This window comes from Streptomyces sp. NBC_00400, assembly GCF_036048035.1.
In the GTDB taxonomy this organism is placed as follows: domain Bacteria; phylum Actinomycetota; class Actinomycetes; order Streptomycetales; family Streptomycetaceae; genus Streptomyces.
This window is the reverse complement of record NZ_CP107940.1, coordinates 4,051,261-4,066,133: the sequence shown is the minus strand read 5'-3', so window position 1 is coordinate 4,066,133 and position 14,873 is coordinate 4,051,261. Positions and strand designations below refer to the sequence as shown.

At 68.1% G+C, this 14,873-nt stretch carries 11 protein-coding genes; 4 read left to right on the top strand and 7 right to left on the bottom strand.

Going from position 1 to position 14,873, the window contains the following annotated elements:
- Nucleotides 1–165 precede the first annotated feature (165 nt).
- From OHS81_RS17640 to OHS81_RS17630, 3 genes are all read left to right on the top strand, one after another.
- Complete coding sequence (locus tag OHS81_RS17640; RefSeq protein WP_328385701.1) at nt 166–1,236, top strand: AAA family ATPase; 1,071 nt, start codon at nt 166–168, stop codon at nt 1,234–1,236.
- On the top strand, nt 1,233–2,330 hold the full coding sequence (locus tag OHS81_RS17635) for a ParB/RepB/Spo0J family partition protein (protein ID WP_328385700.1): 1,098 nt from the start codon (nt 1,233–1,235) through the stop codon (nt 2,328–2,330). Before OHS81_RS17640 ends, OHS81_RS17635 begins: the two co-directional genes overlap by 4 nt.
- Before the next feature lie 308 nt (nt 2,331–2,638).
- Nucleotides 2,639–3,256, top strand: a complete 618-nt coding sequence (locus OHS81_RS17630; protein ID WP_129295315.1) for a GNAT family N-acetyltransferase — start codon at nt 2,639–2,641, stop codon at nt 3,254–3,256.
- 83 nt (nt 3,257–3,339) lie between these two features.
- On the opposite strand, the gene trxA is transcribed toward OHS81_RS17630, so the two are convergent.
- From trxA to OHS81_RS17595, 7 genes are all read right to left on the bottom strand, one after another.
- The gene (trxA, locus tag OHS81_RS17625; RefSeq protein WP_030075727.1) at nt 3,340–3,666 is read right to left on the bottom strand and encodes a thioredoxin; all 327 of its coding nucleotides are present in this window, start codon (nt 3,664–3,666) and stop codon (nt 3,340–3,342) included.
- Nucleotides 3,667–3,712: 46 nt separating this feature from the next.
- On the bottom strand, nt 3,713–4,684 hold the full coding sequence (gene trxB / locus OHS81_RS17620; protein WP_311622972.1) for a thioredoxin-disulfide reductase: 972 nt from the start codon (nt 4,682–4,684) through the stop codon (nt 3,713–3,715).
- 114 nt (nt 4,685–4,798) lie between these two features.
- Nucleotides 4,799–5,743, bottom strand: a complete 945-nt coding sequence (locus OHS81_RS17615; protein WP_443058717.1) for an anti-sigma factor family protein — start codon at nt 5,741–5,743, stop codon at nt 4,799–4,801.
- Nucleotides 5,740–6,435 (bottom strand): RNA polymerase sigma factor SigM, encoded by a 696-nt coding sequence (gene sigM, locus OHS81_RS17610; RefSeq protein ID WP_328385699.1) that lies wholly within the window; start codon nt 6,433–6,435, stop codon nt 5,740–5,742. The genes OHS81_RS17615 and sigM overlap by 4 nt, the downstream gene beginning before the upstream one ends.
- A gap of 225 nt (nt 6,436–6,660) precedes the next feature.
- Nucleotides 6,661–8,379 carry a serine/threonine protein kinase gene (locus OHS81_RS17605; RefSeq protein WP_328385698.1) on the bottom strand — a complete coding sequence of 573 codons (1,719 nt, stop codon included), beginning with the start codon at nt 8,377–8,379 and terminating at the stop codon, nt 6,661–6,663.
- A 107-nt stretch (nt 8,380–8,486) separates the two neighbouring features.
- Nucleotides 8,487–10,721 carry a murein biosynthesis integral membrane protein MurJ gene (murJ, locus tag OHS81_RS17600; protein ID WP_328385697.1) on the bottom strand — a complete coding sequence of 745 codons (2,235 nt, stop codon included), beginning with the start codon at nt 10,719–10,721 and terminating at the stop codon, nt 8,487–8,489.
- A gap of 46 nt (nt 10,722–10,767) precedes the next feature.
- Nucleotides 10,768–13,023: a DUF6049 family protein gene (locus OHS81_RS17595; RefSeq protein WP_328385696.1), complete on the bottom strand. Its 2,256-nt coding sequence runs from the start codon at nt 13,021–13,023 to the stop codon at nt 10,768–10,770.
- A gap of 271 nt (nt 13,024–13,294) precedes the next feature.
- On the opposite strand from OHS81_RS17595, the gene OHS81_RS17590 reads away from it, so the two are divergent.
- Nucleotides 13,295–14,770: a CCA tRNA nucleotidyltransferase gene (locus OHS81_RS17590; protein WP_328385695.1), complete on the top strand. Its 1,476-nt coding sequence runs from the start codon at nt 13,295–13,297 to the stop codon at nt 14,768–14,770.
- Nucleotides 14,771–14,873 lie beyond the last annotated feature (103 nt).

Here is a 14,873-nt window from a genome sequence, read left to right as displayed (position 1 = left end):
ATCGTGTTTCACGTGAAACGTCGTTCTCTACTGCAAGGGATCATCGACCGTGGTCGTGCGGCCGCCGCGCCCCGCGACCGTAGACCCACAAGGGTCAGGGAAGTATCCACAGAAGTGGATTCGTCCACAGGAGAACGGACCTCACTGGTTCGCGACACCGAAAGCATGGCAGGCTCTGAACATTGCGAGCCTGATGTCGAGGAGAGTGAATCCTTGCGGTCCGACGCCAACATCGCGGGACCGATGACCGATCCGGTCCCCGGTCCCCGTAGCGAGTCGTTCGGGGACGACGTTTCACGTGAAACGCCGCCCCCGATGGACGACACCCCGATCGGTCGTGCAGCTCAGCTTGCGGTGGAGGCACTCGGCCGCGCGGGTGAGGGGCTGCCCCGGCCTGAACAGACTCGGGTCATGGTGGTTGCCAACCAGAAGGGCGGGGTCGGCAAGACCACGACCACGGTGAACCTGGCGGCCTCCTTGGCCCTGCACGGTGCCCGGGTTCTGGTGATCGATCTCGACCCCCAGGGCAATGCGTCAACGGCGCTGGGCATCGACCACCACTCCGAAGTGCCCTCCATCTACGACGTACTCGTGGAGAGCAAGCCACTCTCCGACGTCGTACAGCCGGTTGTGGACGTGGAGGGCTTGTTCTGCGCGCCCGCCACGATCGATCTGGCCGGTGCGGAGATCGAGCTGGTCTCACTGGTGGCCCGTGAGAGCCGGCTCGACCGGGCGATCAAGGCGTATGAACAGCCGCTGGACTACATCTTCATCGACTGCCCGCCCTCGCTCGGCCTGCTGACGGTCAACGCTCTGGTGGCCGGCGCCGAGGTACTGATCCCGATTCAGTGCGAGTACTACGCGCTGGAGGGGCTGGGCCAGCTGCTCCGGAACGTTGATCTGGTGCGGGGGCATCTCAACCCCAAGCTCCATGTGTCGACGATCCTGCTCACCATGTACGACGGCCGCACCCGGCTGGCCTCCCAGGTCGCCGACGAGGTGCGCAGTCACTTCGGCCACGAGGTGCTCCGTACCAGCATTCCCCGCTCGGTGCGCATCTCCGAGGCACCCAGCTATGGGCAGACGGTGCTCACCTATGACCCGGGATCCAGTGGCTCGCTTTCGTATCTCGAAGCAGCCCGAGAGATCGCGTTGCGTGGGGTCCCGCAGACCGGGGGCCAGGGCCTCAGCGTCAACTATGAAGCACAGCACAGCATCTCGGAGGGGACTCAGTGAGTGAACGACGTAGAGGCCTGGGCCGTGGGCTCGGTGCGCTGATCCCCGCGGCACCGCAGAGCACGGACCATGCCGGGCCCACGGGACAGGGAGCGGCGTCATCGTCGTCCGCACCGGTCTTGGCCCCGGAGCGAGGAGTGGCGGCCGCCAAGGTGACGTCGCTGCCGACGCACGCTGTTTCACGTGAAACGGAGACATCGGCAGGGTCGGAGGCATCGTCGGCCGGTGTCTCGGAAGTGGCAGGCGCGCACTTCGCCGAGGTGCCACTGGACGCGATCAAGCCGAACCCGCGCCAGCCGCGTGAGGTCTTCGACGAGGACGCCCTTGCCGAGCTGGTCACCTCCATCAAGGAGGTGGGCCTGCTCCAGCCGGTGGTGGTCCGTCAGACAGGACCGGGGCGGTATGAGCTCATCATGGGTGAGCGCCGCTGGCGGGCGTGCCGTGAGGCGGGCCTGGAGAAGATTCCCGCGATCGTGCGGGCCACGGACGACGAGAAGCTGCTGCTCGATGCGCTTCTGGAGAACCTCCACCGGGCACAGCTCAACCCGCTGGAAGAGGCTGCCGCCTACGACCAGCTGCTGAAGGACTTCAAGTGCACGCATGACGAGCTGGCCGACCGGATCGGGCGTTCGCGTCCGCAGGTCTCCAACACGCTGCGGCTGCTGAAGCTCTCGCCGTCCGTGCAGAAGCGGCTCGCTGCAGGTGTGCTCTCCGCAGGACATGCCCGCGCTCTGCTGTCCGTCGAGGACTCGGAAGAGCAGGACCATCTCGCGCGCCGCATCGTGGCGGAGGGGCTCTCGGTCCGTTCCGTCGAGGAGATCGTCACGTTGATGGGGTCGACCCCCCAGAGCGCGAGCAAGGCCAAGGGGCCCCGGGCGGGCACCCGGGTGTCTCCCGCGCTGACGGGTCTGGCATCGAGGCTGTCCGATCGCTTCGAGACCCGGGTGAAGGTCGACCTGGGGCAGAAGAAGGGAAAGATCGTCGTCGAGTTCGCCTCGATGGATGATCTGGAGCGCATCCTCGGCACGCTCGCCCCTGGTGAGGGGCGCGTCCTGGGCCAGTCGCTGGCCGAGGAGAACGACGACGAAGAGTGAGCTGATGCTCTCGGCTCCTGGGCGGGCCGTGTTCCGGAGTTCATACCGGAACACGGCCCGCCCTTTGCTCTCTTGCGGTACCCGTGCCCGTAAAGGGTGGATACGATGCGTTCGGGTATGGCACGCATCCATGTGGAGAGACCTCACACCGAGGAGAGGGCCATGCAATCGGTGAGTCGCACCGGACTGTTGGCAGCGGGGTTCGGCCTCGCAGCTGTCGGAGGATTCGTCGGTGGTCTGCTCAGAGAGCAGGCGGCGCTGACGGCGCTTCGTGGTGCGGCAGGCGAGGGAAGCGAGGACCTGGTTCCATGGGCCGTCGGCTCGTACCGCTCACGTTGGACAACCTTCCGGACCTTCCCAAGCGCTGCCGCTCCTGTGTCTTCTGGGAGCTCGACCCCGTCAGCGGCGAGGCCGCGGTAAAGGCGGGACGCCCGGAGCTGGAGAAGGAAGCCTGGATCTCGGCAGTACTGCTGGAGTGGGGGTCCTGCGGGCGGGTGGTCTATGTCGACGAGGTGCCCGTCGGGTTCGTGATGTACGCCCCGCCGGCGTATGTGCCGCGCTCCACGGCCTTCCCCACCAGCCCGGTCTCACCGGACGCGGTGCAGTTGCTGACGGCATGGCTGATCCCTGGATACCAAGGTCAGGGGCTGGGGCGCGTGATGGTCCAGACGGTCGCCAAGGACCTCATCCAGCGCGGCTTCAAAGCCATCGAGGCCTTCGGTGATGCCCGCTGGAGCGAGCCGGCGTGTGTGCTGCCCGCCCATCACCTTCTGGCGGTCGGCTTCAAGACCGTACGGCCCCATCCCCGCTTCCCCCGGCTGCGCCTTGAGCTGCGGACCACGATCTCGTGGAAGGAAGATGTCGAGCTGGCTCTCGACCGCTTGCTGGGAGCCGTGCAGAAGGAACCGGCCCTGCGACCGTTGTAGGGCATGCGGTTTCCCGTGAAACAGAGAACGGGCCCGCCCCTTGGTGGGGCAGGCCCGTTTCCCGTGAAACGGAGTGGCGTGACTCAGGCGAGGTAGTCCGACAGGTCGCGCTCGATCGCCGCCTTCGGCTTGGCACCAACGATGGTCTTCACGACCTCGCCGCCCTGGTAGACGTTCATGGTCGGGATCGACATGACGCCGTACTTGGCGGTGGTGGCCGGGTTCTCGTCGGTGTTCAGCTTGGCGATGACGATCTCGTCGTGCTCGGCGGCAATTGCCTCCAGGGACGGGGCGACCTGGCGGCACGGGCCGCACCAGGTGGCCCAGAAGTCCACAAGGACAGGCTTGTCGCTCTTGAGAACGACCTCTTCGAAGTTGTCGTCCGTGACGGTCACCGTGGCGCCGGCCATGGCAATCTCCTTACTGGATGGGTGGTGGGAAAGCTGGGTGCGCGAATCAGACGGAGGCGGTCTTGTCCGGCTCGGCCGCCTCGCTGTCCGACAGCGCGGCGAGGAACCGCTCGGCGTCGAGGGCGGCGGAGCAGCCCGTACCGGCCGCGGTGATCGCCTGGCGGTAGGTGTGGTCGACGACATCGCCGGCGCCGAAGACGCCCGTCAGGTTGGTCCGCGTGCTGGGCGCATCGACCTTGAGGTAGCCCTCGTCGTCGAGCTTCAGCTGCCCCTTGAACAGCTCGGTACGCGGGTCGTGGCCGATCGCGATGAAGAGGCCGGTGACGGGGAGCTCGGAGGTCTCGCCGGTCTTACGGTTGCGCAGTGTCAGACCCGAGAGCTTGCTCTCACCGTGGATCTCGGCGACGTCGCTGTCCCACACAAACTTGATCTTCGGGTCCGCGAAGGCACGCTCCTGCATCGCCTTGCTGGCCCGCAGGGTGTCGCGGCGGTGGACGACCGTGACCGACTTGGCGAAGCGGGAGAGGAAGGTGGCCTCCTCCATCGCGGTGTCGCCGCCACCGATGACGGCGATGTCCTGGTCCTTGAAGAAGAACCCGTCGCAGGTGGCGCACCAGGAGACGCCACGGCCGGACAGCTCGTCCTCACGGGGAAGGCCGAGCTTGCGGTGCTGGGAGCCGGTGCTGACGATCACGGTCTTCGCCCGGTGCACGTTGCCGGCGGTGTCCGTGACGGTCTTGATCTCCTCGGAGAGGTCGACCGAGACGATGTCGTCCGGCACCAGCTCGGCGCCGAAGCGCTCCGCCTGGGCGCGCATGTTGTCCATCAGGTCCGGCCCCATGATGCCGTCGCGGAAACCGGGGAAGTTCTCCACGTCAGTGGTGTTCATCAGCGCGCCTCCGGCGGTGACGGCACCTTCGAAGACCAGCGGCTTCAGGGACGCGCGGGCGGTGTAGAGCGCTGCGGTGTAGCCCGCGGGCCCGGAGCCAATGATGATCACGTTGCGGACGTCGCTCACGGGTGTCTTCCTTGTCTCTGCCGACTGCTTGCTGGGGCTCTCGGAACTCTCACCCCACCCAACGGATCCTACGGGGCGAGCATTCCCGGAGTGTCACAGCGCACTGCTGGTCGCTCAGTCTCGCTGGTACGAGTGAGACAGCAGAATCTTTCCGGGAGCCGGTGGCGTGGCAGAGACGCAGGAGGAACTGACAACAAAGGCGGAGACGCGCTGTGCATCGGCCGGATCCGGCAGCACCACGAGGTAGGCGTCCTTGCCCTGGTACCGGGTGTGGCTGGACGCAAGCAGTGCCTCCGTCCGCCCGGTGCCCAGGCGGACACACGACGGAACGGTGTCCGCGCTGCCGCGCAGCGTCGACTCAGGAGAGGAGCGCGTGCCGTTGTCCGGGGACTTGTGCGAGCCCTTTGACGCCAGCAGGTCGTGTACATGCGAACCAAGCGTGGCGGCGGTCAGGCCCGCTGCCTCTGTGGTCTTCTCCGGGGTGGCGGTGGCCCGGTCATGGGGGCCTGCCTGGGAGCCGTCGACAGCGGCGTTCTGGATGAGCAGGCCGCCGAAGCTGAAAACCGCCGCGGCGGCTGCGGTGCCGAGCAGAATCCGGGGCCAGCGCCGCGAACGGGACGAACGGCCGCCGGTCGACTGCCGACCCGGCCCGGAGGCCCCCCGGGGCCGTCCGGCAGGCCGGGTGGACGGCCCTACACGGTGGGGAGGCTCATTGTCGGTTTCACGTGAAACCACGACCGGGGTGGTGGCTGTTTCACGTGAAACATGAGCCGCGGCGGCGGGCGTGGTGGCGTCCAGCAGTGCCTCGGCGGCAAGGGCGGCATCGATGCGGCCGGCCACGTCGGCCGGCATCCGGGTCGGGCCGGGAAGGGTGCCGAGCAGTGCCCGGATCTCTTCCAAAGACGCATAGACGTCATCACACAACGGACAGCCGGCGAGATGATGGCGCACATCTGCGCTGCGAGAGGGGGACAGCAGCCCGTCGGTGAGGTCAGAGAGCTCGGAGACTTCCGGGTGCTCTCCTGTGGGGTGCTCATCCGTGCCGGTCATCGACGTCACGCTCGCCCACCTCCGCCCTTCACGGCACCTGTGTCGTTCGGCCCTGCCGTCGGTGGGACGGATGTCCCCTGCGCCCGGTTCCTTCCCCCGCTCGTGGGTTTGCTACCCCCGTTGTCGGCGCGCAGATGGGTGACCAAGGGGAGGAGCCGGGCGCGGCCTCGTGCACAGCGGCTTTTCACCGTGCCGGTGGGGATGTCGAGGATCGCCGCGGCTTCGGCGACGGGGTAGCCCTGCATATCGACGAGGACGAGCGCAGCACGCTGTTCCTCGGGGAGAGTGCGCAGGGCACGGAGCAGTTCACGGTGCAGGTCCTGGCGCTCGGCGGGTGCCGCGGCGGATTCCTCGGGTTCGAGAAGCTGCTCCAGCCGCTCGGTCTCGGCAACGGGCGAGGTACGCCGCGAAGCGGCCTTACGCGCTCGGTCCAGGCAGGCGTTGACCGTGATGCGGTGCAGCCAGGTCGTGACGGCGGACTGCCCGCGGAAGGTGTGGGCCGCGCGATAGGCGGAGACCAGGGCGTCCTGCACGGCGTCGGCAGCCTCTTCGCGATCACCGAGGGTACGCAGTGCCACCGCCCAGAGCCGGTCGCGATGGCGGCGGACTATCTCCCCGAAGGCGTCGGGGTCGCCCTTCACGTGCAGGGCAAGGAGATCGGCGTCGCTTGGTATCGAAGCCTTGTCGCTCTCGGTGGACACGGGCCCCCCGGCCGTAGCTGCCTGATCTCGGTCCAATTGAAGCCCGCCAGGTCAGGAATGTAAATGCTGTCGAAAGGCGGCGGTGTGCAGGCGGGTGGCCGATTTGCGCCGTCCTCACATGGACGGTCCGCACGGAGCGGCGCCCAAGAGCGTGGGGCTCCGGCCGGAAAACCGGACCGGAGCCCCACACCGTGTCCTGGACAGTCATGCCGTCCTGCGCTCTGCTCAGCTGGTGAAGGACACCTCTGTCACACCTTGCCGGTACCCGGCGCTGCTGTAGCCGTCACCCGGCGCATACGGCATCGCGGTGATCCACACCACGACGTAGCGCGCCTTTGCCTGCTTCAGCTTGACCTTGGCGGACGAGCCCGACGTCTTGTCCGTTCCCAGTCGGCGCATGGAGCTGAGCGGCTGCGAAGGGGAGAGCGAATCGGCGGCATAGAGCGTCACGATCGTGTATGCGCCGGTGTTGTGAAGCCCGATCGACGCGCCGCTTATCTGCTGTTTCGACCCGAGGTCGTAGACGAGACCGACGCCCTTCTTGAAGGCCGGATTCAGGTCAGGGCCTTCGCGATAGCCCCTGCTGCCCCAGTAGGTGCTGGGATTCCCGTCGATCGTGTCCCGCGCCTGATTTGCGTGCTGCGGCTGGCCGTCGGGGTAGTACTCCCCTGCCTCCACGATCTTGATCGGCTTGCCCTGGGACTTCTTGGCAGAGCCACTGCTCGGCTGCGAGTTGGCCGGATCGTCCCGGTCCTTCTCGCGCTTCAACAGGGTGTCCGCCAGCTGCCAGCTGCCCAGCCCCAGCGCCGCGATCAGCAGTGCGGAGACGGACCACTTCAGCGCCCGGCCGGTGCGGCTCTGCAGCGGAGGCGGCGGAGAAGCGACCGGCTGGGTCGCATGGCCCGCCTGAGCGGGGCGTGCCGACGGCTGCCGGTAGTTTCCCTGCTGGTATCCCGTGCGCTGATACGGCGGAGGCGTGGCGAAGGAGGTCTCCGGAGGCCGGATACGCGGCATGGCCGCCACGGCCTTGGCCAGCTCCTCAGGGGTGGTGCACGGCTGCTCCTGGCGGGAAGCCGTGGCCCCGTCGTTGATCAAAGCGCGCATGGCGAGCTCGGACAGCCCGCGGTGCACACCGGCGCGCACCTGGTCGGGTGCGATCAGCCCGACGCCCTTGGGCAGGCCGGTGAGGCCGTGCGCGTCGTTCTCGTACGGCCAGCGCTGGGTCAGCGCGGAGTAGAGCAGCGCCCCGATCGCCTCGGTGTCCGTGCGCTGCGGGTGCTCGCAGGTGATACCGCGCAGCGCCGCCATGACGGCCAGCCCACGGATGCGGTACTGCCCGGACTCCGTGCGCAGCACCGAGCCGGGGGTGATCCGCAGATGGGACAGGCCCTCGCGGTGCGCGGCGGCCATGGCCTGGGAGACCTGGCTGACGAGCTGGTAGGCGTCGTGCGGCTCCAGCGGCCCGTTGGCGAGCACCGTGGTGAGCTCGGTGGCGTCCGGCAGCCACTCATGGACCACGTAGACGAGGTCGTTCTCCTCGACGGCGTCCAGGACCTGGACGAACCGGGGGTCACCCAGCAGCGCCGAGGAACGGGCGGCGGACAGCACCGGCCGGCCCCGGGGGTGGTCGGCCGGCAGGATGTGCACGCCGACGGCGCGGCGCAGCTTCTCGTCGACCGCACGCCAGCTGCTGAATCCGTCCAGACGGGTGACGCACTCCTCGAGGCGGTAGCGTCTGGCAAGCTTGTGGCCGCTGTGCAGTTCCGGTGGCTGGGCTTCGATCGCCGCGGCACGCTCCTCGTCGGTGCCCTCGGCGTCTTTTTCCCTGCCGGATACCTCTTCGGCCTTAGCACCGTCGTCCGTGGCCTTACCCGCCTTGGCGGTCAGCGGTTCCTCACCGCTTGTGTCAGCCACGTCGACGGCAGCCGTGCTCCGTTCCGCCACCGTCGTTCCTGCCTCCCCATCCGTTGCAGGCTCAATGAGCCAAGACAATTGTGCCCACAGTCCGCCACTATGCACGACACACGGTGGCAGTCGATGGTTGTGCTCAATCAACGCCCAAGCTTCGACCGGACCATGCCGACCAGGGCGTTCAGTTCCTCGATGCGCATTTTGCGTGCAGCCACGTAGAACACGGCCAGAAGTGCGGCGGCACCGGCGATCAGAGCGGCCAGCGACCCGAGGACACCGGTGCCGAGCGCCTGCATGATTCCGTACACCGCGGCTCCCGAGATGATCGTGGCCGGGATGCTGGCGCCCGCCAGCCGTGCGTAGGTCCGCACGACATGAGCGGTGTCGAGATCACCGTCCATGCGCTTGCTCAGACGGCGCCAGGCCACGCCCACGCCGATGATGTACGCCAGGCCGTAGGAGGCCGCCATGCCGACCACGGCCCAGCGGGCGGGCAGGACCAGGAAGCACAGCCCGGAGGCCGCGGCGTTGACGGCCGCGACGATCACCGTGTTGTAGAAGGGCGTGCGGGTGTCCTCGTACGCGTAGAAGGCACGCAGGACGACGTACTGCACCGAGAACGGGATCAGCCCCACACCGAAGGCCATCAGCATGTAGCCCATCGGGATGCCGGCGCCGGACGAGCCGTAGACCAGCGTGCACAACGGGATGCCGAGGGAGAGGAAGCCGAACGAGATCGGGACGATCGCGACGGCGGAGGTGCGCAGGCCCTGCGACATGTCGTCCCGGACGGCGCCGGTGTCACCGTCGTGCGCGGACCGTGCCAGCCGCGGCAGCAGTGCCGCCATCACGGAAACGGTGATGATCGCCTGCGGCATGTTCCAGATCAGCTGTGCGCTGGCGTACGAGATGAAGCCGGTGCCCGGGTGCCCCTGGTCGTTGGCGGTGTTGCCGGCCCAGGTGGAGAGCTGGGTGACGACAAGGACGCCCGCCTGGTTGGCGAGCACGAACAACACGGTCCATTTGGCGAGTTTGGCGGCCTTGCCCAGGCCGTGGCCGCGCCAGTCGAAGCGCAGCCGGAGCTTGAATTCGGCGTCGCGCAGGTAAGGGATCATCGCCAGGGCCTGGACGACGAGCCCGAGGAGGGTGCCGATTCCCAGGAGCCGGATGCCCTCGTCGGGGATGGTGGTGACGCCGATGTGCGAGGTCTTCGCCGTGCCGTAGACCCAGATGAACAGGCCGAAGGTGGCGATCATGACGATGTTGTTGAGGACGGGGGTCCACATCATCGCGCCGAAGCGGCCGCGGGCGTTGAGGATCTGTCCCATGACGACGTGCAGACCCATGAAGAAGATCGTGGGTACGCAGTAGCGGGTGAACGCCACGGCGACTTCGTTGGCCGCCGGGTCACGGGAGATGTCGAAGGAGACCAGTTTCACCAGCAGTGGCGCCGCCACGACCGCCAGGACCGTGAGCACGCCGAGTACCACGATGACCAGCGTCAGCAGCCGGTTCGCGTAGGCCTCGCCGCCGTCCTCGTCCTCCTTCATCGCGCGCACCAACTGCGGGACGAAGACGGAGTTGAGACCGCCGCCGATGGTCAGGATGAAGATCATCGTCGGTAGCTGGTACGCGACCTGCCAGGAGTCACCGAGCACCGCACCGCCGAGGGCCGCGACGATCAGTGCCGAGCGGACGAAGCCGGTGAGACGCGACACCATCGTGCCGGCGGCCATCACCGCGCTGGACTTGAGCACGCCGGAGGCGCGGCCGCCGGAGGGCTTGCCGGCCGCCGCCACGGGGGCCGGCTCCGGTGCGGCCTGCTGCGGCACGGCCTCTGGTCCGGGCCCCCCGGGCGCCGAGGGGCCGGCCGTCGCGGGAGCAGGGTGCCGGGGCTCGTAGGACTGCTGGTCCTGGAAGAGATGGGCGAAGGCGTCAGGCTCCGGACGTTCGTCGGCGGCCTGGGTGATCAGGTCGTCCACACCCACGAACTGCGTCGTCGCCGCGGCATCGCCGTACGGGAGATTCCGGGTCGGGCCCTGCGGCTCGGGCGCCGGGGGTGTGGCCCACAGCTGCGGGTCGGGAGGGTGGCTGCCCGCAGCAGGCTGCTGGTAGAGCGGATGCGCGGGCTGCCCGGGCGGCGGCGGGGGGTGCGCGGCGCGGTCGTAGAGCGCCTCGGTCACCGGATCCTGAGCCGTCGGGTCCTGGGCGCGGTGCGGGTCGTTGCGGTAGGCGTCCTGGACGTAGGGGTCCTGGGCGTACGGGCCCTGGGCGTACGGGTCCTGCTCCGCGGGCGGCGGGGGCGTCGGAGGCACCGGTCCCGTGGGGTCGCCGTTGGCGCCCCGGCCCCGGTCACCGTCGTACGGCGCATTCATCGCTGCCCCACCTCATCCGTCGCCGGCCATCCGGCCCCGCCATCTATCAACGGTCCACCTTCTCACCTGAGCCGGACGGGTCGGAGCTTTCCGATCCGGTGTCCGGCGTGGGGTCACTCGGCTGCTCCGGCTCGTCGCCGTCGGTGCCGCCGTTGTCGCCGTCCGTGCCTGTGTCGTCATCGGGGCCGTCGCCGTCGGACCCGTCGTCGGTCCGCCGGGCGGCCGCCTGCTTGCGCTGGAGGTAGATCCGCACACCGGCAAGGACGAGCAGCAGCACGCCGCCCGCGATGACGAGCATCACCGTTGCGGTGATCTCCGTGACGTTCACCTGGAACATCATCGGGTCACCGTAGGGCTTCCCGTCCGCCGTGTAGAGCTGGGCGGTCACCCATGCCCGGCCATTGGCGTTCGCCGTGGTGTCGAACTTGAACGACTGGCTGTGCCCGCCGTCCACCGTGATCTGCTGCGACTTCCCCGCGTCCAGACGGTTGGGCTGGGACGACGTCAGCTTCAGCGTCATGTCCTTGACGCCTTGGACCAGGTTGTTCTGCACCGTCACCGGAATCGTGGCGCTGCGCCCGGAGAGCGTCGCCCCCGACTTCTGGATCAGGCGGACCTTCTTGGTCAGACCGTCGAGGTAGCTGCGTACGGAATGCCGGTACGTTGTGGCGCCGGTGGCATCGCCCCGCCACTCTGTCGACATCTCCCGCATCATCGCGTTGCCGAACGGGGTCACCACGCGCTCCGGCTGGGCCAGGATCACCTGGAAGTCGTCCAGGGCGGACTGGGTGCCCTGGATCTGCCGGAAGGCGTTGACGGGGAGTTCCTGCCTGCGCAGCGAGGACGGGTAGGCGGCGCCACTCGGCACATGGCGGGTGGCCGCACGGTCGGGCTTGGCCTTGGCCGCGCCGCCGAGGTTCAGGGACTGGGTCCAGCTGTCGGACTCGTCCAGGCTCCGCAGTGCGGTCGCCATGGCGTGGGCCTGGCGGACCGACGGCATGCGCTGCGGCGCGACGACGATGCTGCGCTGCCGGCCCGGGTCCTCAAGGTTGATCATCTGGGTCTGTGCGAGGAACTCCTGGACCGCGTGGGCGGAGTTTCCGGCCTTCGACATATCGCCCTCGAAGGCCCGTGAGAGCTGCGCGTCCGCGACGACGGCGGTATTGCCGCCGCCGATGGGACGGGCCGCCGTCGGGGTGTAGGACAGCCTGTCGGCGTCCCGCAGGCTGTCGCTGCGAGTGATCACGTTGTGCGCGCCGGCCGAGGTCGCGACATCCACGATGGACGAGTCGATCGCGCCGTCGACGGGCCAGGCGAAGTCCGTGCGCGGCTTGACTCCGAGGATCGTGTCCACGGTCTTGTCGGCAAGGTCGGTGGCCGGGCCGAGGTGACTGAGTGCGCTGGGCACGCTCTTGCCGTGGTGCGCGAGCGAGGCCAGATCAGGATCGGCAAAGGGCAGCGCGACGACCTGGTGCGACTTGACCGCTTCTTCGAGGTCGTGCAGCCACTGCTTGGCGACCGCCTGGTTCTTGCCCATCGGGCCGTCCGGACCGTTCACCCGGTACGACTTGGTCATGGCATCGACGGTCGCGAGGAGGTCGGGATCGATGACGAAGGTCACCGGGAGGTTCTTGCCGAGCGCGACCATCTGCTGCAGCCGGCCTCCGGGCGCGAGCTCGGCAGCGAGGTCGTCGTTGCGGAAGACCGGTGTCTGCTGGGCATCGGCGTCGGTCTCGGCGGTGAGGTGGGTGCGGGAGATCAGCGGCCACATGTAGGTGAGCTGCGTCTTCTTCCCGTCTCCGGCCGTCTGCCAGGGCAGGAACGTCCGGTCGAAGCCGAGGACCTGCCCGGAGGGTGCGGACGGAGAGCTCCCTGACAGAGAGATGCCGAGCTGGTACACACCGTTATCGCCGAGGTGGAGGTCCTTGGCCGGCACGCTGAGGCTGAAGGGACGGCTGACGCCGGGTTCCAGCTTGCCGATCTTCTCGGTGTGCCCCTTGATCTCCTCACCGTCCGTGCCTGGCAGATAGCCGGTACGACGGGACGCATTCTCGATGGAGCCACGGCCTCCGAGCACGGATCCACGGTGCATTCCGACATGCGCATCCGTGATCGTGCTGCGGCTGTCATTGGTCAGCGTGCCGGAGACGGTCACCGTGTCGCTCTTGGAGGGAGCGGACGGGGACATCGAGTCGATGGTGACGTCGACCGTGCGGGAGCCGGTCGGGGCCGCCTGGGCGGAGGAAGCCTGCGGAACCTGGAGCAGCCCCACGAGAAGGAGCACCCCAGTGAGCAGTGTCACGGTCCTTCGCAGCCATCGACCACGCGGCCGTTCAGTCCGCTGGAACCCTGCCGCCTCGGCCACGCGCTCGCCCGTCCCTCGTCGTCGTCAGTGGTCGTTCGGAATGTGCGTCCACGAATGGTAACGAGGCGCGCAGCGACGGCGTGCCAGGGACTGCTCCACATGATCTCGGCGCAGAGGCCGTGTGCCCAGCCTGTCCTTTGACCGGGCCCAGCCTGTCCCCTTTATTACGTGACGCTTTGCACTGCGCGGCCACGTACCCTGTTTTGTTGTGCCGAACGCCAACAATGACCTCCCCGCCCCGACCGCCGAGCGGACCCCGCTGTCGACGAACGCGTTGAACCATGTGCAGCGGCGCGCTGTGAGCGAGCTGCTGAGGGTGTCCCCCGTCGCGGATGACCTGGCCCGTCGCTTCCAGGAGGCCGGGTTCACACTTGCCCTGGTCGGCGGCTCGGTCCGGGATGCGCTGCTGGGCCGGCTCGGCAATGACCTCGACTTCACCACCGATGCCCGTCCCGAGGACGTTCTGAAGATCGTCCGGCCGTGGGCGGACGCGGTCTGGGAGGTCGGCATCGCCTTCGGGACGGTCGGCTGCAAGAAGGAATCGTTCGACATCGAGGTCACGACCTACCGGTCGGAGGCGTACGACCGCACCTCCCGCAAGCCCGAGGTGTCGTACGGCGACTCCATCGAGCAAGACCTGATGCGTCGGGACTTCACGGTGAACGCCATGGCGGTGCTGCTGCCGCAGAAGGAGTTCGTCGACCCGCACGACGGCCTGGAGGACCTGGCCGCGCGCGTGCTGCGCACGCCGGGGACGCCTGAGGAGTCCTTCTCCGATGACCCGCTGCGGATGATGCGCGCGGCCCGCTTCGCCGCTCAGCTGGACTTCACGGTGGCCCCGGAGGTCGTCGCCGCGATGAAGGCGATGTCGGACCGCATCGAGATCGTCTCCGCGGAGCGCGTACGGGACGAGCTGAACAAGCTGATCCTGTCGGCACACCCCCGCGAGGGATTGCGGCTGCTCGTTGATGCGGGCCTGGCCGACCAGGTTCTGCCCGAGCTGCCCGCACTGCGGCTGGAAAGTGACGAGCATCACCGCCACAAGGACGTCTACGAGCACTCGCTGACGGTCCTGGAGCAGGCGATCGACCTCGAGGAGGACGGCCCCGATCTTGTGCTGCGGCTGGCGGCCCTCCTGCACGACATCGGCAAGCCCAGGACGCGGCGCTTCGAGAAGGACGGTCGGGTCTCCTTCCACCACCACGAGGTGGTGGGCGCGAAGATGACCAAGAAGCGGATGACCGCCCTGAAGTACTCCAACGACATGGTCAAGGACGTCTCGCGTCTGGTGGAGCTGCATCTGCGGTTCCACGGTTACGGGACGGGCGAGTGGACGGACTCCGCCGTCCGGCGGTATGTACGGGACGCCGGTCCGCAGCTGAAGCGGCTCCACAAGCTGACCCGCTCGGACTGCACTACTCGCAACAAGCGCAAGGCCAGTGCCCTGTCGCGCGCCTACGACGGGCTTGAGGAGCGCATTGCGCGGCTGCAGGAGGAGGAGGAGCTGGAGGCGATCCGCCCGGACCTGGATGGCAACGACATCATGCAGATCCTGGGCATTCGCCCGGGGCCCGAGGTCGGCAAGGCCTACAAGCAGATGCTGGAGCTCCGGCTGGAGCGCGGGCCGATGGAGCGGGACGCGGCGATCGCTGCTCTGAAGGAGTGGTGGGCCACGCAGGGCTGATGTTTCACGTGAAACCGGGGTCGGCGAACCCTACGTTTCACGTGAAACATGGGGCGGTGTTTCACGTGAAACACCGCCCCATGACGCATCCCAGGCGCTTGTC

What these genes read in the sequence shown, in the direction of transcription:
- murJ (WP_328385697.1), bottom strand. Translation starts at nt 10,721, where the DNA reads ATGAATGCGCCGTACGACGGTGACCGGGGCCGGGGCGCCAACGGCGAC.
- OHS81_RS17640 (WP_328385701.1), top strand. Translation starts at nt 166, where the DNA reads ATGGCAGGCTCTGAACATTGCGAGCCTGATGTCGAGGAGAGTGAATCC.
- trxA (WP_030075727.1), bottom strand. Translation starts at nt 3,666, where the DNA reads ATGGCCGGCGCCACGGTGACCGTCACGGACGACAACTTCGAAGAGGTC.
- OHS81_RS17630 (WP_129295315.1), top strand. Translation starts at nt 2,639, where the DNA reads ATGGGCCGTCGGCTCGTACCGCTCACGTTGGACAACCTTCCGGACCTT.